Raw genomic sequence first — 19,616 nt, forward strand, 5'->3', positions numbered from 1 at the left:
AGATAAATGATCCTGTGAAGACCCCAACAGATGTCCCGCGTGCTTCCCTGCTGAACTACCCGCGGCCGTCGGTGGCGGTGGACACCGCGGTGCTGACCGTCGCAAACGGCAGCCTTTGCGTGCTCCTGGTGCGGCGCGGCGAGAAGGACAGGCATGGCGAGTGGGCGCTGCCCGGCAGCTTCCTGCGTGAGCGGGAGCGGCTGGCCGATGCGGTGCTGCGGTCCCTGCGGGAGAAAGCCGGGATCTCCGGGCGGGTGCCCCGGCAGTTGCATGTCTTTGACGATCCGGCCCGGGACGACCGGGGCTGGGTGCTTTCCGTTGCGCACGTGGACGTGGTGCCCCTGGCGGCATTGGAGGAAGCGTTGAAGTCCGACGGCGTTCGGCTGGCTTCCATTGCTGAGGAACCGGAAGTGATCGCCGGGATGCCGTACGGGCACTCGGAGATGGTGGCAAAAGCGGTCGAGTGGCTGCGGGCCGCCTATGCGGAATCGCCGGATCCCGGTGCGCTGCTGGACGAGCCGTTCACGCTGAAGGAGCTGCGGGATTTGCATGAGGTGGTTGCCGGTCGGACGCTGATGCGCGACACGTTCCGGCGGTTCATGGAGCCGCAGCTGGTGGGGACGGGGCAGATGTCCGACGGGACGCGGGGGAGGCCGTCGCGGTTGTGGGGGCGGGCCTGAAAGGCCGCGCAACGAAAGTGGAATAATACTGCCGGGAGCTACTCAGCCGACACCGCGCGCAGATCAGTCTGTGGCCCTATAGCTGCGGCTTGGATCCGTATACAATTTCCACGGTTTATACACTCTGGCAGCAGACGGAAGGAAAACGTGTTCTCATCTATTTACGAGAATAGCTTGGCGGCGCATTCATGGTGGCTTGCCGCGGAAGTGGCGAGAAGGCATAAGTCACTGAGGCTGATTAGCTGCGTAGAAACCTTAGGTCTCGATGAAACCTTAGGTATTTTTGATGCAAACGGCCGCCGACTGCTTGCTTTTATCTCCGAAGTACCGAACAGGGCGGTTGTAGATGGTAGTTCACAACCCGGCTGGGCGATGGGATGGCCTGAGCTTCTGGCGATGACGCCTAGGGAGGCTGTGACGGCTATTGAGAGGAATCTGAATATCTACCTTCCTAATCACGCGCTTGAAACTACGGAAGAAACACTTGTCTATAGATTGATGGCGAAATTGATAGGACTCAATATCTGGTCCAGTGACACATGGCGCGCTTTTTCGTGTTGTTATTTCGATGCACAGGACAAGTACATGATTCCATCCGACGCCTTAGACGATTTTCCATCTGCACTCGACAAGTTTGAATCGTTGCATGGTCGGGTGGCCTCGCCGCCGGCGGCAGAAGGCTACTGGTCCGTGTATAAGAATAAACAGCAGATTTGCGTGCTGGATGACGATGCTCTTCTGCACTTCGCGGATAATAGGCCTCCGATGCCTTTGATGCAGCGTTTTAATGAAGTTGGTCGAAATGTTGATGTGCTCGCCGCGAGCGTCATGAAGGTGCTGCCTAATTCCGGCGTCTGATGAGGTCAGGAGCGAGGCGCGCTCCTGAGCAACCGCTTGCGGTACTAGCGCCACTCGGGTTAGCGCGCACGCCTCTTCGTAGAGGGCATTGACGGGTTGCTAGCCCGGGGATTTCATGGATGGGCCGCTGACCGAGGGTGTTTAAACAGGGAAAGGGTGCTCTGAGGCGAGTTCAAGCGATCGATGTAAAACTGCTCTAAAACTGCTGCCGGGTCGAATGGTCCAAGCGAGTCAAAGGCCGAGATTTGGAAGTCCTGCAGGCTGACTCCCTCTCGAAGTCTCCCCAGAAGCGCCTTCCATGTGGAAGCCCTCGGGCTTACACTCACACCGGCGCCGAGGAACGGCACCAGCTGTCCGTCACGGGCATGCTGGCTGAGCACCTTAGCCTTTTGATGCCGATGCTGGCCGAGAGACCGCCATGAAGAATCGTTGATAACTTCCCGTCGGAGTTTCTGAGCCAACGAATAGGCCGACCGGCCTTGAAGCGTGCGCACGATATCCACCTCGTACCGGATGGCCAATTCTGAAATCGTATCGAGGATTGCACGCAGAGCTGCCCCGCGGTGATTGTCAGCACCGCCTCCCTGTGTGCCGAAAAATGGAAATGCCAGAAGTCGGTCGGGACGCTGGTTGAAGGGTGCATTCAGGACACCGAGAGCTGCTACGACGAAGGCCTCTAACCGTTCAGCAAAAACGTCCGGTGACCACTGATTGTCAGCGGACACCGCAGTCAGGACCGGCCTGGGTGATTTCTGATCCCAATCATGGATTGCCGCGGCATGGGATTGTCCGGACCGGAAAAGATCATCACACGACGATTCGGCGAGCTGTTGAAGTTTGGGGTGCGCCTTTGCCCAACAAGGGCGGATCCTGACACATGAATCCGTCGGAAGCAGCCAGGCATCACATTGCAGGCGCAGGATGTCCGCATGGCTACGAAGACGTGAGGCTGCATCATGGAATTGTCTATCAGACACAGCCATCATGAGGCACCGTTCGTCGCCCTTCCTTTAGGAACCAGCGCCCGGAGACCTCAACCTTCTATTTCGACAATAGTGCCGCGCACTGTCATCCAAACACTTTGACCGGGACTGCCGAGCGTTCGCATGATCTTCTTTCCGAGTCCGATGGTCCCGGAACGAGAACCGTTTACACGCCACCGCGCCTCCGAGCTTGTTCCGCCATAGTTCACAGTCAAGAAGCCATCTGTAGGGGGCAACGCAAATTTGGAGCGGGCGGGAATTCGTAAGTTGCTTCTAGTCCTGTCGGCATCCGTTATCGCCTGGGACTCGATGCGAATGCCATCAGAATGGCTCGCCTTGGAAGCCTCGTGACTTCGAGCAGAGGGCGGCAATGGCTCTTGCGCTGCGGGGGCAGCGGATTGCAGACGCATACTTGGGCTCGCTGAATCGTTTGCCGACCGCTCTATCTTGTAGCCGGCCAAGCCGTGGCGCTTTCGGAGACCGTGACGTACATTCACGTTGGCAAACGGCGCAATCCGCTCTGCATCGAAGAGCTGTCGTCGGACGGCCACGGGAACCGATTCCGCATATGCGTTCAGCAAGGCCGATTCCGCTGCTGCCGGATCCGACGCCGGAGCGTAATGGACATACAAATCGGCGAGCCCGCTCAGCGTCTTGAGCCACCAGCCACCGGCATGCGGTGACCGTTGGCCGATGCGGGTGACGTAGTACTGTCGTACGCGTTTCTGCGCCGAGGTCCCGGCCAGCCCTATATAGAGTACCGGGGAATCCTGAATCCAAAAGGCCCCGATTCGTTGGGCTAAAGCTTCATCTGTCGCGGGAGTGCCATCGATCATGACCTCAGGACAAAGCTGTCGGAGATCCTTGAAGGAAGCAGGGTCGGGCTTGTAAAGCGGAAGCAGTCCGACGGAATCCTCCAAATCAGCTGTCGACGACACGACGTAAACGCCGGGCTGATCCAGGTGAATCTGCTCGCCCCACTGGACGGCGCCTGCCCACTCCAAGCCGCATTTTTCGAGGAGTTCAGCCACGGAAATAGTCATGGCCATACTCTAGCCAGTGCTCGTGATTGCCAGGAATTCGCGCTATTCGTCATTTGTCACCACCACGGAATACCCTGGCGCAGTGGACAAATTGAATGGGGATCCGGCATCGCCGTCGCTGTCGGAGGGACTTTATGAGGCACTGCGCACTGACGAGCTGAGCCAGAAACTAGCAACGATGGCTGATCTGAACGCGGTATTCACGCAGGTATCGGCTGATGATGCTCCAGAAATTCTTAGCCGCCACATCGCGGAAATTGTCAGAGCGGCCCTGGCTCAAGCCAAGAAAGAAGACCGTGTCGCCCTGGCCAACCGGCTTCTTCGCGAGCTGCAGCACAGCGATGTGATCACGCCGGGCCCGACCCAACTCCACTCTCTCCACCGCCCGGACACTCTCAAGCGCCGGCATCTCCGCCGACCCACGACGAAGCTGTCAGACTCCGCCCTCCTGACTAACAGCAAGGACGATCCCAACCTCGCCGCCGAACTCCGCGCCGAGATCGAGTCGGCAGACACTGTTGACCTCCTCTGCGCCTTCATCCGATGGACCGGGCTGCGGCTCCTCGAACCTGCCCTCGAACAACTCTATGAGCGCGGCGTCAAGCTTCGTGTAATCACCACCACGTATATGGGCGCCACGGAACGCCGGGCCATCGACCACCTGGTTCAGCGCTATGGCGCCGAGGTCAAGATCAGCTACGAAACCCATTCCACACGCTTGCATGCCAAAGCGTGGCTGTTCCGCCGCAATTCGGGATTCCATACAGCCTACGTCGGCAGCTCCAACCTCAGCAGCGCCGCGCTCCTTGACGGCCTGGAGTGGAACGTCCGCCTCAGCTCCGTGGCCACACCGGATCTGCTCAAGAAGTTCGAGATCACTTTCGACAGCTACTGGGAGCAGCGGGCTTTCCAGAGTTACGATCCGGACAGGGACGCAGACAAGCTTGATGCCGCCCTCGCGCGGAACGGCGGTAAACTCACGTCCGCCCCAGACGCCGCAACGGGCCTGGAGATACAGCCGTTCCTCCACCAGGTCGAGATGCTCGAGGATCTTGAGGCCGAGCGGGACAAAGGGCATCACCGCAACCTGCTCGTCGCCGCCACCGGCACCGGCAAGACCGTCATCGCCGCCCTGGACTACAAGCGACTCTGCGAGGCAGCCGGCAAAGACCTCACGCTGCTATTCGTCGCGCACCGCCAGGAGATCCTCAAACAATCATTGCGCAGCTACCGGGACGTGCTGCAGAAGGGCTCCTTCGGTGAGCTGTTCGTGGGGGAGCACAAGCCCAAGCAATGGAAGCACGTCTTCGCCAGTGTCCAGTCGCTCGCCGCCCTGGGCGTTGGCAAAATCAAGCCGGATGACTTCGATGTTGTGGTCATCGACGAGTTCCACCACGCGGAGGCGGCGACGTACCGCAGAATTATCCACCACCTTGGGCCCCAAGAACTTCTGGGACTGACGGCTACACCGGAACGGGGCGATGGCATCGACGTCGCCAAGCAGTTCTTCGACGGCCGACGGGCCAGTGAACTCCGGCTCTGGGACGCACTCGATGCAGATCTTCTCGTGCCATTTCACTACTTCGGGGTCTCAGATGACGTCGACCTCAGCCGCCTGGAGTGGAAACGCGGAACCTACGACCTTGGCCAGCTTGATGCTCTTTACACAGGCAACGAGGCACGCGCCGGCAAGGTGATCCGCGAGCTCCGTGACAAGGTCACCGACACGGCAGACATGCGCGCCATAGGCTTCTGCGTCTCCGTGCAGCACGCCGTCTACATGGCCGAGGTCTTCAGCCGTGCTGGCATCGCCTCAGTAGCGGTTTCGGGACAAACGGACGACAGGGACCGTGCCCTTGCGCTGCGGCAGCTGCGGGACCGTGAGATCAACTGCATCTTCGCCGTCGACCTGTTCAACGAGGGTTTGGACCTCCCCGAGGTGGACACCATCCTGCTTCTGCGGCCCACCCAAAGTGCCACCGTGTTCCTCCAGCAGCTGGGCCGCGGGCTGCGGCGTGCCGAGGAGAAATCCGTCCTCACGGTGCTGGACTTCATCGGTCAGCAACGTCGCGAATTCCGCTTCGACCTGAGGTACCGTGCCCTGACTGGCTACGGCCGCAAGGAGCTCGAGAAGGCGGTCGAGGACGAGTTCCCGTTCCTGCCGTCCGGCTCGCAGATCGTGTTGGATAGGGTGGCGCAGCGGGTGGTGCTGGACAACATCAAGGCACAGTTGCAGTTCAGTCGTAGGGAGTTGGTCCGAGAAATCGCCTCCTACGGCGAAACCGAGCTGGAAGCTTACCTGGAGAAATCGGGCAGCGACCTGAAGTCCATCTACCGATCCACCCAGGATTCCTGGACCGGCTATCTCCGACAGGCCGGGCTGATCGAGGGCTTCTCGCCCCTCGAGACGGTCCTCCGCGGAAAGATCTACGAGTTGTCGGATGACGCCGAAAAGAAGCTGCTGGCTCGCATGGTCCGGCTTATCCACGTCGACGACTCCGAGCGCGCCGACGTATATTCCAAGCTCGTCAGCCCGGATGCGCCTCGCTATGCCGAGCTTGGGCCACGTGAGCAGACCTTTGCCAGGATGCTGTTCTACACGCTGTGGGATGACGGCGGCGGATTTCAGACGTACGACGCCGGCCTGGACTACCTCCGCGGGTACCAGTTCGTGTGCAGCGAGATCCGCCAGCTCGTAAAGCTCGGAGTGTCCCGGTCAAGGCATGCAGCGAAGGGACTGGGTGCCGGCCTGCAGCACATCCCGCTGCTGACGCATGCCACCTACCGCCGTGAGGAGATCTTGGCTGGTCTGCAGTATGGTTCCCTCGAACTGGGCAAGAACGTTCAGCACCGCGAGGGCGTGGCCTGGTGTCCGGCAACGTCAACGGACGCCTTTTTCGTGACCCTCAATAAGGACGATAAGAACCACTCCGCCACCACGATGTACAAGGACTACGCGATCAGCCCCGAACTGTTTCACTGGGAATCGCAGAACGCTACATCGCCGGCAAGCCCAACAGGCAGGCGCTATCTGGACCGGATGTCACACCGCTCGCACATCCTGCTCTTCACCCGGGATACGGCCGAGGACGAGACAGGGTTGACGGTTCCCTACACTTGCCTCGGGCAGGTGGATTACGTGCTGCATTCGGGGGAGAAGCCGATTGCCATCACTTGGAGGCTACATCGGCCGATGCCTGGGGATGTGTTCGCTGCTGCGGCAGCCGTGGCCCAGTAAGTCCGCCAGACGTTCGGACCAACGTCTCTCGGAAGCGCTGGCTGTGCGTGTACTAAAGCTGGTCATCAAGTGGGGGCGCACTAGGCATCTGGCAGTGAACGGTTCTCAGTTTTCCAGCCGATGCCCTCTTACTAGGTGAACTGTGACGGGAGGGGAGCCCTGTACATAAAGCCTGAGGCGGGCATGAGCAGGTTGCCCTCGTCACGAGTAGTCGCTTGAGGTGTCACTGGGCGAAGGGAGTTTCCAGCCTTACTCGTTGGGCTTCCTGCGCCAGTGCTGCCGGAAGCGGACGAGTCTGGACTACAACGAGCTCCAAGTCAGCACTCGTTAGTGAGGTGTACAGCCTTCCATCCGAGGTTTTCCAATCCCAAGCCGTGGGCCGAGCGTGTGGGCTGGCGGTGGGGCCCCTCGTTAGTCTGCTCCCGGGACGACCAGCCAACCCGACTTCGTCCTATAAGATCGGGCCTATGCCGCAAACAACCGAGTCGCGTTCCGATGGCTGAGCCCTGGTCGTCAGTTGATGATGTCGCCGAACACCTCGGCGTCAGCAAAGACACAGTTTACGCCTGGCTCGCGAAACGGGACATGCCGGCCCACCGCGTCGGCCGGCTCTGGAAATTCAAGCTCAGTGATGTTGATACTTGGGTCGTTGCCGGCGGGGCGGCCGAAGGCGGACTGTCGGATTGAGAGAGACGGAACGCTATAAGCTCTCGTTTACAACGGGGGGGCTCTTAGCCAACGAGTGCCGAGTGATCGCTGCCGAGTATCTGCGTTTGCGTGACTGGAAAAAGGCGAGAGCTGCCGTGAGAGCAGACAACCTTATCCAAAAGCGCACGGCTTCCGCGGTCTTGCGAATCAGCCGAGAAGCGATGGACCGTGCCAGCATGCTGAGCGACTCGGAACTGGAAATCGTAGTCAGCGGCAACGCGGCCGAGCGCCATCAGCTCGTTTGGCTTGCCATCTGCCTCCAATACAGATTTGTGGCCGAGTTCGCTGAAGAAGTCGTCAGGGAACGGTACCTGACTATGAACAGTCAGCTTGGACCTGAAGACCTTGACATCTTCTTCGTCAAAAAGTCGTTCTGGCATGGTGAACTCGAGGAACTGAAACCCTCTACGAAGAACAAACTTCGCCAGAATCTGTTCAGGATGCTCAGAGAAGCGCAGATAGTGTCAGAGGCAGGCCTTATCCTTCCTCAAGTGATAGGAGGAAGGGTCGTGACAGCACTACGCCAACGCGGCCAGGGATCGTTTTTGGTCTACCCAATCAGGGACTTCGAGATTGAAGGTTTGATGCATGCTTAAGAAGGTCTCAGATTTGCCGCTCGCAAAGCGCGAGGAACACCTGCTCAAGGCGCTCACTAGCCGACGTTTCCTTGACAACAAAGTGCCTGGGAATGAAGTCCCGTTCTTCATCTGTCCTTTCGCTCCAGCTGAGGCTCTTGCCATGGAAGAGGTTCAAAAGCGCCTCCAGAACCGCCTCAAGGTCGAGGGCATCGAAGTTCTGGAAATCAATCTCTACGACCTCACAGTGGAGATTCTTCAAGAACGAGACTTGTGGGACAGTGTCCTGGAAATTGAGCCGCAGCACAGCAAGGACGAGTTTCGGGAGCTCTTCCAGCAGGTCTTCGATCCCGCGCATGAGCTCGCTCCACGTGTAAGGGAAAAGCTCACGTCGCCGCATGACATCTTCTTTCTCACAGGGATCGGTGAAGTTTTCCCTTACATACGGTCCCACACGGTGCTGAATAATTTGCTGAGCATTTCAAAAGACAAACCGATGCTGATGTTTTTCCCGGGCGAGTACCGCCAATCAGCGTCTCAAGGGTCCGCGCTGGTGCTCTTCGGGCAGCTCACAGACGACCAGTACTACCGGGCGTTCAACATTTTCGACTACCACGTTAACTAGGGGGAACCATGAAGCTTCATGACATCTTTGCCAAGGATATTTCGCGAACGATCGAGGGCGTCGTCAAAGCCGACGACGAGTCCCAGATTGGCACCGAGGTAAGTGAATACGTTCTTACCAACGAGGCCAGTCAGCGCATGGAATCCCTCCTGGATGCCTATAACAACTATGCGGGTGCAAACGGCGCATGGGTTTCTGGGTTTTTCGGGTCCGGAAAATCACACATGCTTAAGATGCTGGCTCATTTACTCGGCGACGTCGATGGGCAGAAGGTATCGAGGGACGAAGTAGTCAATAGCTTCATTCAGAAGACTGCCGGCAACGCGATTCTTCGTGGTGCAATCGAGAAGTCGCGGCAGATCCCGGCCAGGAGCATCCTCTTCAACATCGACCAGAAGGCGACGTTGCAGAGCAAGGACCAGCCCGACGCTCTGCTCAGCGTTTTCGTCAAAGTTTTCAACGAATCCTGCGGGTTCTACGGGCAATTGGGCCATGTTGCCAGGTTCGAAAGGGACCTCGTTAGAGAGGGGCTCTTTGAGGCGTTCAAAGTCACCTACCAGGACATTTCCTCCAAAGCATGGAACGAGGGGCGTACCCTCGGCATCCTCCAGGAAGGCAATATCGCCAAGGCCTACGCCCGTGTGACTGGCCAGGACGAAGCAGCTCCCACACAGATCCTTTCAAAGTACCGGGCCGATTACAGCGTTTCTATCGAAGACTTCGCAAACGACGTCAAGGAATGGCTGGACAGCCAAGATGGGGACTACCGCCTTAACTTCTTCGTTGACGAGGTCGGACAGTTCATCGCTGACAATACAAAGCTCATGCTCAATCTCCAGACTGTCGCAGAGACCCTCGCTACCAGGTGCAATGGCCGCGCCTGGGTACTGGTTACTTCCCAAGAGGACGTCGACGCTGTTATCGGCGACAGGACCAGCAAGCAGGGCAACGACTTCTCCAAGATTCAGGCGCGATTCAAGAACCGTGTCAAGCTCACCAGCGCGGATGTAGAAGAAGTCATTCAAAAGCGCCTGCTGGAGAAAACCGCTACCGGATCGATCCACCTGGGCGGCATTTACGCGGCAGAAGCCAATAACTTTAAGACGCTCTTTGATTTCGCTGATGGTTCGCGTAAATACCGCATCTTCAAGGACGAAGAACATTTCACGTCCAGCTACCCGTTCATCACGTACCAGTACACGCTGTTTCAAGACGCGCTCAAAGGGCTCTCGGCTCACAACGCCTTCGAGGGAAACAACCTGGCCGTCGGTGCCAGGTCGATGCTCGGTGTCTTCCAGGATGTCATCCAGCAGCTGAAGGACACTCCGGTAGGCGAACTCGCGACCTTTGATCGCATGTTTGAGGGAATTCGGCACTCCCTGAAATCACAGCTGCAAGGGGCCATCATCACCGCTGAGGATCACCTTAGCCAGCAGAACCAGTTCGCGGTCCAGGTACTCAAGGCCCTCTTCCTGGTGAAGTACGTGCCGGACTTCAAGGCCACGCCCCGGAATCTCACCATCCTCATGTACAGCAGGTTCGGGTTGAACATGGTTGACTTTGCCAACAAGGTGAAGGATGCGTTGAACCTGCTGGAGCAGCAAACGTATATCCAGCTCAACGGTTCGACTTATGAGTACCTGACGAGCGACGAGAAGGACATCGAGCAGGAAATTAAGTCAACTCCAATCGACTCGAACAAGTTCGGGTCGGAGTTTGCAGGGTTCCTGACTGGCGACATCCTGAAGTCAGCCAAGGTACGCTACGTCGCGAACGGGCAGGACTTCCCGTTCGGCGTTCGTCTCGACGACGGCCCGTATGGCCAGCAGAAGGAGCTGACTCTACATTTCATCAGCCCGGAATATGAGTACGCTGATTCGCTTGAGACCCTGAAGGCCCATAGCGCTGGCAAGGACGAGCTCCGCGTAGTCATCGCCGACGACGGCAGGCTTATGGCTGATTTGCGGCTGTACCTGAGGACTGAGAAGTACCTCAAACTGAAAAGTTCCAGCCAGCAGTCCGACGCCGTGCGGCACATTCTGGAAGTCAAAGGACGGCAGCTAGCGGAGCGGCGCAAGGAAGTGGTCGGGCGTCTACGGAGCCTGATTGCGAAGGCAACGCTGGTAGCTAACGCTTCGGAGATTGCAGTGGCGTCAGAAGACCCGGCAGCGAGAATTGACCTGGCATTCCAGGAGCTCATCGCTCGGTCCTATCCGATGCTCTCAATGCTTGGAAGCGCCAAATTCACCGATGACCAGATCCAGAAGAACCTTCGCGTCCTTGATGGTGCGCTCGAAAGCGATGCCGCACAAATGGTCTCGGCAGGTGAGCAGGAAATCCAGAACTGGATCACTTTGCAGAATTCCCAGGCAGCCAAGGTCACTGTGAAGTCGGTCGATGAGCACTTCATGCAAAAGCCCTACGGGTGGTCAACCATTGCCATTCAGGTGCAGCTCGCAAAGTTGATAGGACTCGGCAAAGTTGCCGTGAGCCGTGACGGCGTGAAGCTGGCACGTACAGAGGCCGGGTCAGATCTGAAAAACACTGCCCGTTTCCCCGTCCTCGTTTTGACCGTTCCGGTTGCTTACCGGTCGGCAGACGTCCGCGCGTTGGCTGACTTCTATAAAGACTTCTTCCTTGAACCCCAGCCGACCGCTGACGCCTTGGAACTGGCCGCAGCCACCAAAACCCGTTTGCAATCGCTGCAAGACAAGCTCAAGTCCGACCAGTCGATGTTCCAGTATCCGTTCATGGACTCCCTTTCGGCGGCTGTAGAGGCTCTGGCCAAGGTGTGCGGTCAAGCCGACGATTGGTACCTCACCTCATTCCGGGCCCACATGGATGAGCTGCAAGACTTTAAGTCGGATCTGATCGACCCCATCGAAAGCTTCCTTAACGGACAGCAGAAGAAAATATACGACGACGCTGCAGCCTTGCTAAGGGGCGAGCAATCGAACTTGGCGCAAGTTGAGTCAGAGCTGCCCGGGCTCATTGAGAACCTCCTGGATGATCCCGCGATCTTCCGCGGAGGGAAAATGCCCGCGCTAAACACCCACGTCCAGCAGCTGCGCTCGGCACTGGAAGCGGCCGTCAGCGCAGCGCGTTTGGCTACCCAGGAGGCTGTCGAAAAGGCAGCCTCGGCTGTCACCGCCAGCGATCACTTTGAAAAGGCAACAGCGGAGGCTCAGGCTACCGTCCGCCGTCGTGTCCAGAACTTCAAAGACGGGATTGCGACGGAGAAACAAATTGTCACTATCAAGGGCAAAGTGAGCGCATTCCACGATGACGTCAAGCCCGGGTTATTCCAGATCTTGGCCCAGAAACGGGTGCAGCATCCCCCTGTAGGTTCGCCGGGTGAAAGCGGCGATCCCCAGCCGGAAGAGACCGTGACGATCGTATCTTTCGGATCGCTGGAACTGGACACCGACATCCAGCTCATTGAAACAGCGGCTGACATCGAGGATTTCGTAGATGCCATTCGCCGTGCCCTGACAGCAGAAATCACTAATGGAACCAAGGTGACCCCCTAATGGATTTGTCGTTGTTGCGTGGGTTTGCTGCGGGTGTTCGGGTTGAGTTGGGGGGTGTTGTTGGGGCTCGGTTGGCTGGGGTGTTGTTGCCTGGTTCGGTGGAGCGGGTGGAGTTTCCTGAGGCGGTGCGGCGTCTTGAGGGTGTGGTAGCGCGGTCTGGTCGTGATGTTGTGGTGGAGCAGGTGGCGTATACGTGGTTTAACCGTTTGGTGGCGTTGCGGTTTATGGACGTGAATGGTTATACGGGTGTGGGTGTGGTGTCTCCTGCCGGTGGTGTTGTGGCGGGGCAGCCGGAGGTGTTGGCGGATGCGAAGGCCGGGCATGTTGATGCCGGTGTGGTGGGGGAGAAGGTCCGGGACCGGGTGATCGGTTTGTTGTCGGGTTCTGTGGTGTCCCGTGATGGTCAGGGGGAGGCGTTCAAGCTTCTGTTGGCTGCGTATTGCAATCATTGGGCAGGTCCGATGCCGTTTATGTTTGAGCGCTCGGGGGATTTCACGGAGTTGCTGGTTCCGGATGATCTGCTCTCGGACCGGTCGATTGTTGCCCGGATTGTGCGGACGCTGACGCCGGAGGTGTGTTCGGATGTTGAGGTGATCGGGTGGCTGTACCAGTTCTATATTGCCGCGCGGAAGGACGAGGTGTTCGCGGGGTTTAAGAAGAATAAGAAGGCGACGGCGCTGGAGATCCCGGCGGCGACGCAGTTGTTTACGCCGCATTGGATTGTGAAGTATCTGGTGGAGAACTCGCTGGGCCGGTTGTGGCTTTTGAACAATCCGGGCTCGGATCTGGCGTCTCGGATGGAGTATTACATTGCTCCGGTGGAGCCGGAGACTGACTTCCTGCGGATCAGTGGTCCGGAGGAGTTGAAGGTTCTGGATCCGGCGTGCGGTTCCGGGCATATGCTGACCTATGCGTTTGATCTGTTGTTCCTGATGTATGAGGAGGCAGGGTACGCCCGGTCGGAGATTCCTGGGCTGATTCTGAAGCACAATTTGTTTGGGGCGGAGATTGATCCGCGTGCGGGTGCGTTGGCGGCGTTCGCGCTGGCGATGAAGGCCCGCGGCAAGCAGAAGTCGTTCCTGAACCCGGGCAAGGGCACGGCGCCGAATATCTGCGTGCTGGAGCCTGTCAGGTTCACCGCGGATGAGCTGGAGACCCTGCTAACCCGGGGCGGGGACAAGCACGCCGAGATCGCTTTTTGGCAGGCGTTTGAGGATGCGGACACGTTCGGGTCGTTGATCCGCCCGAACCAGGACCTCATTGAACCGTTGAAGGCGCATGTGGAGTCGTTGGGGGAGGCGCAGACCCTATTCGGCGGGGACGTCCTGGACCGGGCGCGGACTGTGCTCCGGCAGTCGGAGTATCTTTCCACCCGGTATCACGTGGCGGTCGCGAACCCGCCGTATATGGGCTCCGGCAACATGGGCCCCAAACTCGCACAATTCGCCAAACGGGAGTACCCGGACTCCAAGTCCGACCTCTTCGCCATGTTCATCGAGAGATGCATAAGCGCGAGTGTAAATCAAGGGCTAACGGCTATGATCACCATGCACGCCTGGATGTTCCTTTCCTCTTACGCTAATCTGCGCACGGATTTGCTGCAAAAGCGCTCTCTCGTTTCGATGGTCCACCTTGGTCCGAGGGCGTTCAACAGTATCCAGGGAGAAGTTGTCGCTGCAACGTCGTTCGTTGTATCCAATGAAGCGTCACGAATGCTTCCAGCACTTTTCATAAGGGCCGTCGCTGGGGGATCGGAAGACGAAAAGCAGGATGTCCTGAGACAGTCGCTTGACGGAGTCAGCCCTTCGACTGCGTTCTTAATTTCGCCAAAGAGTTTCTTGACCATCCCTGGATCGCCGTTTGTCTATTGGATTCCAGAAAATGAGGTTGGCCTATTCACCAAGTTCCCCGCCCTCGGTGGATCATCTGTAGTCCGTAAGGGTTTAGTCACCCTGGACGATGCGCGATTCACTCGCCGATGGTTTGAGGTCTCGCGTTCGTCGATCGCGCTGGGCTGCATCGATGCTGCAGAGGCGATGGCTAGCGAGCGTCGCTGGGTGCCGCTGAATAAGGGGGGCGGGTTCCGAAAATGGTACGGGTACAACGACACTGTGATCGATTGGAAAGACAATGGTCAAGCGTTAAAGGACTCCATCGTTCAAAAATACGGAGGTGGTAGCTATACGAAGGAGATACGTAGCGAAGAGTACTACTTTCGGCCATGTATTACGTGGGGAGCGGTTTCCACCGGCCTCCCCAGCTTCAGATATTCGCCTCCGGGGTCAATATTTAGCTCAGGCGGTTCCTGCCTCTTTCCACAGAGTGACGTTCTTGAAACGTTGTCCGTTCTTAATAGCAGTCTGATCTCGGATCTGCTCCAAACTATGACACCCACGATGAATTACGTCTCGGGTGACGTTGCGAGGTTGCCTCGTGCGGCTCAAGCGGGGGATACGGAGTTGGCGCGCGAATTGGTCAACATGGCGAAGGAAGATTGGGATGCCAAAGAACGGTCATGGGAGTTTCAACGTCCGGACCTGCTGAGGACGGAAGGGAAGCGCGCATCTCTAGCAGACACAGTGGAGAGTGTTCAAGAACAGAATGCTGAACTTTCCGCTCGCATGCTGGCCCTAGAGTTAGCGAATGATCGTGCTAATGCACTCACTTATGGGGTCCCTCCCCGGGGCGGCGATCGGCACATTGGCGGCGTGACAATAGACCGGAATGTCCACTTTTCGTTCAGCGGAGTTCACGATCCGCTCCAGGCCGACGTTGTCGAGCAAGTGAAACAACTGACTTCGTACGCGGTAGGTTGCATGTTCGGCCGTTACAGCCTGGACGTCCCGGGTTTGGTGCTGGCTGATCAGGGCGACACCTTGTCGGAGTATTTGGCGAAGGTGCCGTCGCCGTCGTTTGTGCCGGATGAGGACAACGTGCTTCCGGTTCTGTCCGACTCCTGGTTTGAGGATGACGTCGTGGAGCGGTTCCGCGAGTTCTTGAAGGTGTCTTTCGGGGAGGAGACCTTCGAGGAGAACCTGCGGTTCGTCGAGGATGCTCTCGGTAAGGACATCCGAAAGTACTTCGTGCAGGACTTCTACAAGGACCACGTCCAGCGGTACAAGAAGCGTCCAATCTATTGGATGTTCTCTTCGCCGAAGGGCTCGTTCAGCGCGCTGATCTATATGCATCGGTATCGCCCGGACATGGTGAGCGTGGTGCTTAACGATTACCTCCATGAGTTCCAGGCGAAACTGCGGGCCCGCCGAGCGAACCTGGATCAGGTGGCGGTGTCGACGCTTTCGACGGTGAAGGAGCAGACGGCTGCCCGGAAGGAAGCAGAACAGATCGACAAGATGCTGCTGGAGCTGGAGGAGTGGGAGCAGAGCGTGTTGTACCCGCTGGCGACCGAGCAGATCGCCATCGACCTCGATGACGGGGTGAAGGTCAACTACCCCAAATTCGGGACGGCACTGAAGAAGATCGTGGGGATGGAAGCCAATGAGTGAGATTCATCAGCATCTCAGCGAGGCCTTGAGGAAATCGCGCATTGTCGTGTGGAACGACCCAGACGGTGAGTTCCAAACGGACTTCGACTCGTTTGTTGAGAATGGCGTTGAAAAACGAGAGATCAAGAACGACGAGTTTGCGCGGAAGTTCGAGGCTCTTCGTGGAAATCCCGTACCGCGGTATGTGCTGTACCGGACGGGTGCCGTGAAAGAAGGGATCGACAACTGGCTGTTCGACGTCGAACTCTTCTACGCAAAGTTCAGCGCCAACAAAGTTGACCTCGCCGCGGATGTGAGTGGCCTGCCTGGGGAGCTTAAGTACCTCGTGTCAGAGCACTCCGCCTTCTTCGCCGACGATAAGAAACGGCAGGCGCTGAAAACCTTGCTCGGAGATAAGGATTCCGCTGTCGACGTTAGGGCCAAGATGCTGGCCGTCTGCTGCAGCGCTTCGGACCATCGGTTGGACGAGATTGTCGGGATGCTGCTGGAGGACTCTGCAAAGAACAAAGATGGGCGAATGGAGGCAATCGCGGAATGCGATCTGACCGGCTTCCTCTTCGACGGGCTGCGGACCATCTACGGTTACGAGTCGGTTGAACCAAGCCTGGAGGACTTTGCGCTCTGGCTCTTTAAATCTACGCTGCCTGGCTTCGAGCCTGAGAACGGGCAGCAGGCCCGTAATGCGCGACTGTTCTTCAGTGCCTGGAGCCACGATATACGGCACGCCCAAACGTTTGCCGCGCTGTCGAGCAACGCCTCAGATGTTCTCCAGGTCGAAAAGACCATCGAGAGCACCCCTTACACTGAGTTGCTCGAAAATCTGGCTTTCGAAGTCGCGGACCAGAAGATCCTCTCGGAGACCGCCCGTTTGGCCGCTGACAAGGGCCTAAACAGTAAGGAAGTTGCTAACGTCCTGCGCTACCGCCGGCGTTCACTCTGGTGGCAGGAATACCAGGACGTCTACGTCGCTATTGAGACCGGCGTCGCCCTCCTTGAGCAAGTTGACGCCCTCCAGGTGCAAATCAACTCCTTCGACGACGGGCTGACAAAGTACTCGCAGACCTGGTGGCAGATCGACAGCCTCTACAGGCGATTCATCTACCGAGTGCGTAAGACCGAATTCAGCAAGCCCCTTGAGAAGCTTCGCGACGTCGTCGAAGGCCACTACTCAAATAAGTTCCTGATTCCACTGAACGACTCGTGGCAGGTGCGAGTGGACGCGCTGGAACAATGGCAATCTGCTGTTGTGCCATCGCAGCGAGACTTCTTCACAAAGTATGTCCAGCCGCAGCTGACTAAAAAGAACAAGGTTTGCGTCATCATTTCCGACGCGATGCGCTACGAAGTCGCGGAGGAGCTCGGCTCCCGTATCCGCCAAGAAAACGGCTACGATGCCGTCTTGGAAGCTCAACTCGGCGTGCTTCCGAGCTACACCCAGCTGGGTATGGCGTCCTTGCTGCCGCACACGAAGCTTGAACAGCAAGCTGGTAAGAACGCTTTAGTGCTGCTGGATGGCACACCATCCGGCGGCACGGAAAATCGCTCCCAAATCCTGTCGGCCGTGGCCGGCAAAGCCATCAAGGCAACCACGTTCGTCGACCTTACTCGGGACCAGCAAAGAGAGCTTTTCAGGGACAACCAGGTCGTCTACATCTACCACGACACGATTGACCACACCGGCGACAAACTCGCTACCGAAACCTCTGCGTTCCATGCAGCAGAGCAGGCATTGGTTGACCTGGTTTCCCTGGTCAAGAAGACGGCCGGAGCTAACGTCAGCAATATGCTGATTACCGCGGACCATGGGTTCATTTATCAGGACAAGCCCGTTGAGGCCAGCGACTTCCTGTCCGAGACCCCGCAGGGCGACGAATTTTTCTTCGAAAACCGCCGGTTCGTGCTTGGCCGAAACCTCAAGCCTTTGCATGGTCTCCGGACCTTCACTTCCGCCCAGTTGGGTCTCGAAGGTGACATTGAAATCCAAATCCCGAAGTCCATCAAGAGACTGAAACGCCAAGGAGCCGGCGCCCGTTTTGTCCATGGCGGCGCGTCTCTGCAGGAAGTTGTTGTTCCCGTCCTGCGAGTCAACAAGAAGAAGGCTGGCGACGTCTCACTCGTCGACGTCGAAATTATGCAGGAGAAGGACTCTATTACAACCAACCAGGTAGTGGTTGGTTTGTTCCAGAAAGATGCCGTCAGCGACAAAGTCCAGGCGCGCCAGCTGAAGGTGGGCCTCTACTTCGGCGACCGGCTCATCTCCAATGAGGTGACCCATGATTTCGACCTGATCAGCCTCGACAAGAGGGAGCGGATAGTTTCCCTGCAGCTCGTCTTGAGCAAGGACGCCGACGACCTCATGAAGGAAAACGTCGAGTTAAGACTGCTGGCTAAGGCCCCCAAAACTACACACTGGGGCGTGTATGCGTCCAAAACACTCAAGCTCAGCCGCTCGTTTACCAGCGACTTTGACTTCTAGGGGATAAGCATGGATTTGTCGTTGTTGCGTGGGTTTGCTGCGGGTGTTCGGGTTGAGTTGGGGGGTGTTGTTGGGGCTCGGTTGGCTGGGGTGTTGTTGCCTGGTTCGGTGGAGCGGGTGGAGTTTCCTGAGGCGGTGCGGCGTCTTGAGGGTGTGGTAGCGCGGTCTGGTCGTGATGTTGTGGTGGAGCAGGTGGCGTATACGTGGTTTAACCGTTTGGTGGCGTTGCGGTTTATGGACGTGAATGGTTATACGGGTGTGGGTGTGGTGTCTCCTGCCGGTGGTGTTGTGGCGGGGCAGCCGGAGGTGTTGGCGGATGCGAAGGCCGGGCATGTTGATGCCGGTGTGGTGGGGGAGAAGGTCCGGGACCGGGTGATCGGTTTGTTGTCGGGTTCTGTGGTGTCCCGTGATGGTCAGGGGGAGGCGTTCAAGCTTCTGTTGGCTGCGTATTGCAATCATTGGGCAGGTCCGATGCCGTTTATGTTTGAGCGCTCGGGGGATTTCACGGAGTTGCTGGTTCCGGATGATCTGCTCTCGGACCGGTCGATTGTTGCCCGGATTGTGCGGACGCTGACGCCGGAGGTGTGTTCGGATGTTGAGGTGATCGGGTGGCTGTACCAGTTCTATATTGCCGCGCGGAAGGACGAGGTGTTCGCGGGGTTTAAGAAGAATAAGAAGGCGACGGCGCTGGAGATCCCGGCGGCGACGCAGTTGTTTACGCCGCATTGGATTGTGAAGTATCTGGTGGAGAACTCGCTGGGCCGGTTGTGGCTTTTGAACAATCCGGGCTCGGATCTGGCGTCTCGGATGGAGTATTACATTGCTCCGGTGGAGCCGGAGACTGACTTCCTGCGGATCAGTGGTCCGGAGGAGTTGAAGGTTCTGGATCCGGCGTGCGGTTCCGGGCATATGCTGACCTATGCGTTTGATCTGTTGTTCCTGATGTATGAGGAGGCAGGGTACGCCCGGTCGGAGATTCCTGGGCTGATTCTGAAGCACAATTTGTTTGGGGCGGAGATTGATCCGCGTGCGGGTGCGTTGGCGGCGTTCGCGCTGGCGATGAAGGCCCGCGGCAAGCAGAAGTCGTTCCTGAACCCGGGCAAGGGCACGGCGCCGAATATCTGCGTGCTGGAGCCTGTCAGGTTCACCGCGGATGAGCTGGAGACCCTGCTAACCCGGGGCGGGGACAAGCACGCCGAGATCGCTTTTTGGCAGGCGTTTGAGGATGCGGACACGTTCGGGTCGTTGATCCGCCCGAACCAGGACCTCATTGAACCGTTGAAGGCGCATGTGGAGTCGTTGGGGGAGGCGCAGACCCTATTCGGCGGGGACGTCCTGGACCGGGCGCGGACTGTGCTCCGGCAGTCGGAGTATCTTTCCACCCGGTATCACGT

General features: G+C 58.0%; 11 protein-coding genes and 1 pseudogene. 10 read left to right on the top strand and 2 right to left on the bottom strand.

Features of this window, described 5'->3' with window-relative positions; translation table 11 throughout:
- Positions 1-14 precede the first annotated feature (14 nt).
- Together CXQ90_RS09870 and CXQ90_RS09875 are read left to right on the top strand one after the other, a co-directional pair.
- Positions 15-680: an NUDIX domain-containing protein gene (locus CXQ90_RS09870; protein ID WP_104138803.1), complete on the top strand. Its 666-nt coding sequence runs from the start codon at positions 15-17 to the stop codon at positions 678-680.
- 147 nt (positions 681-827) lie between these two features.
- Positions 828-1,538, top strand: coding sequence for a hypothetical protein (locus CXQ90_RS09875; RefSeq protein WP_146068876.1), 711 nt, complete (start codon positions 828-830; stop codon positions 1,536-1,538).
- Between the two features lie 113 nt (positions 1,539-1,651).
- Here CXQ90_RS09875 and CXQ90_RS22115 read toward each other — a convergent pair whose 3' ends face one another.
- On the bottom strand, positions 1,652-2,524 hold the full coding sequence (locus tag CXQ90_RS22115) for a hypothetical protein (RefSeq protein WP_146068877.1): 873 nt from the start codon (positions 2,522-2,524) through the stop codon (positions 1,652-1,654).
- Positions 2,525-2,571: 47 nt separating this feature from the next.
- The gene (locus CXQ90_RS22120) at positions 2,572-3,564 is read right to left on the bottom strand and encodes a hypothetical protein (RefSeq protein ID WP_146068878.1); all 993 of its coding nucleotides are present in this window, start codon (positions 3,562-3,564) and stop codon (positions 2,572-2,574) included.
- 178 nt (positions 3,565-3,742) lie between these two features.
- On the opposite strand from CXQ90_RS22120, the gene CXQ90_RS09880 reads away from it, so the two are divergent.
- From CXQ90_RS09880 to CXQ90_RS22355, 8 genes and pseudogenes are all read left to right on the top strand, one after another.
- Complete coding sequence (locus CXQ90_RS09880) at positions 3,743-6,802, top strand: DUF3427 domain-containing protein (protein ID WP_181038514.1); 3,060 nt, start codon at positions 3,743-3,745, stop codon at positions 6,800-6,802.
- Positions 6,803-7,297: 495 nt separating this feature from the next.
- Positions 7,298-7,489: a helix-turn-helix domain-containing protein gene (locus CXQ90_RS09885; protein WP_104138806.1), complete on the top strand. Its 192-nt coding sequence runs from the start codon at positions 7,298-7,300 to the stop codon at positions 7,487-7,489.
- A complete protein-coding gene (locus tag CXQ90_RS09890) occupies positions 7,486-8,106 on the top strand; it encodes a DUF1819 family protein (protein WP_181038508.1) in 621 nt (206 codons plus the stop codon). Before CXQ90_RS09885 ends, CXQ90_RS09890 begins: the two co-directional genes overlap by 4 nt.
- The gene (locus CXQ90_RS09895) at positions 8,099-8,710 is read left to right on the top strand and encodes a DUF1788 domain-containing protein (protein ID WP_104138809.1); all 612 of its coding nucleotides are present in this window, start codon (positions 8,099-8,101) and stop codon (positions 8,708-8,710) included. The genes CXQ90_RS09890 and CXQ90_RS09895 overlap by 8 nt, the downstream gene beginning before the upstream one ends.
- Positions 8,711-8,718: 8 nt before the next feature.
- Positions 8,719-12,240, top strand: a complete 3,522-nt coding sequence (gene brxC, locus CXQ90_RS09900; RefSeq protein ID WP_104138811.1) for a BREX system P-loop protein BrxC — start codon at positions 8,719-8,721, stop codon at positions 12,238-12,240.
- Positions 12,240-15,746, top strand: a complete 3,507-nt coding sequence (pglX, locus tag CXQ90_RS09905; protein WP_104138812.1) for a BREX-1 system adenine-specific DNA-methyltransferase PglX — start codon at positions 12,240-12,242, stop codon at positions 15,744-15,746. The genes brxC and pglX overlap by 1 nt, the downstream gene beginning before the upstream one ends.
- Complete coding sequence (gene pglZ, locus CXQ90_RS09910) at positions 15,739-18,222, top strand: BREX-1 system phosphatase PglZ type A (RefSeq protein WP_104138814.1); 2,484 nt, start codon at positions 15,739-15,741, stop codon at positions 18,220-18,222. Before pglX ends, pglZ begins: the two co-directional genes overlap by 8 nt.
- A 9-nt stretch (positions 18,223-18,231) precedes the next feature.
- Positions 18,232-19,616, top strand: a pseudogene (locus CXQ90_RS22355) (BREX-1 system adenine-specific DNA-methyltransferase PglX); the annotation flags it as partial.

The organism is Arthrobacter sp. ZGTC131 (genome assembly GCF_002929275.1).
Lineage (GTDB): Bacteria > Actinomycetota > Actinomycetes > Actinomycetales > Micrococcaceae > Arthrobacter.

Bases quoted from the DNA above. Each gene is read 5' to 3' on its own strand.
- CXQ90_RS22115 (WP_146068877.1), bottom strand. From the start codon at position 2,524: ATGATGGCTGTGTCTGATAGACAATTCCATGATGCAGCCTCACGTCTT.
- CXQ90_RS22120 (WP_146068878.1), bottom strand. From the start codon at position 3,564: ATGACTATTTCCGTGGCTGAACTCCTCGAAAAATGCGGCTTGGAGTGG.
- CXQ90_RS09880 (WP_181038514.1), top strand. From the start codon at position 3,743: ATGGCTGATCTGAACGCGGTATTCACGCAGGTATCGGCTGATGATGCT.
- CXQ90_RS09885 (WP_104138806.1), top strand. From the start codon at position 7,298: ATGGCTGAGCCCTGGTCGTCAGTTGATGATGTCGCCGAACACCTCGGC.
- CXQ90_RS09895 (WP_104138809.1), top strand. From the start codon at position 8,099: ATGCTTAAGAAGGTCTCAGATTTGCCGCTCGCAAAGCGCGAGGAACAC.
- brxC (WP_104138811.1), top strand. From the start codon at position 8,719: ATGAAGCTTCATGACATCTTTGCCAAGGATATTTCGCGAACGATCGAG.
- pglX (WP_104138812.1), top strand. From the start codon at position 12,240: ATGGATTTGTCGTTGTTGCGTGGGTTTGCTGCGGGTGTTCGGGTTGAG.
- pglZ (WP_104138814.1), top strand. From the start codon at position 15,739: ATGAGTGAGATTCATCAGCATCTCAGCGAGGCCTTGAGGAAATCGCGC.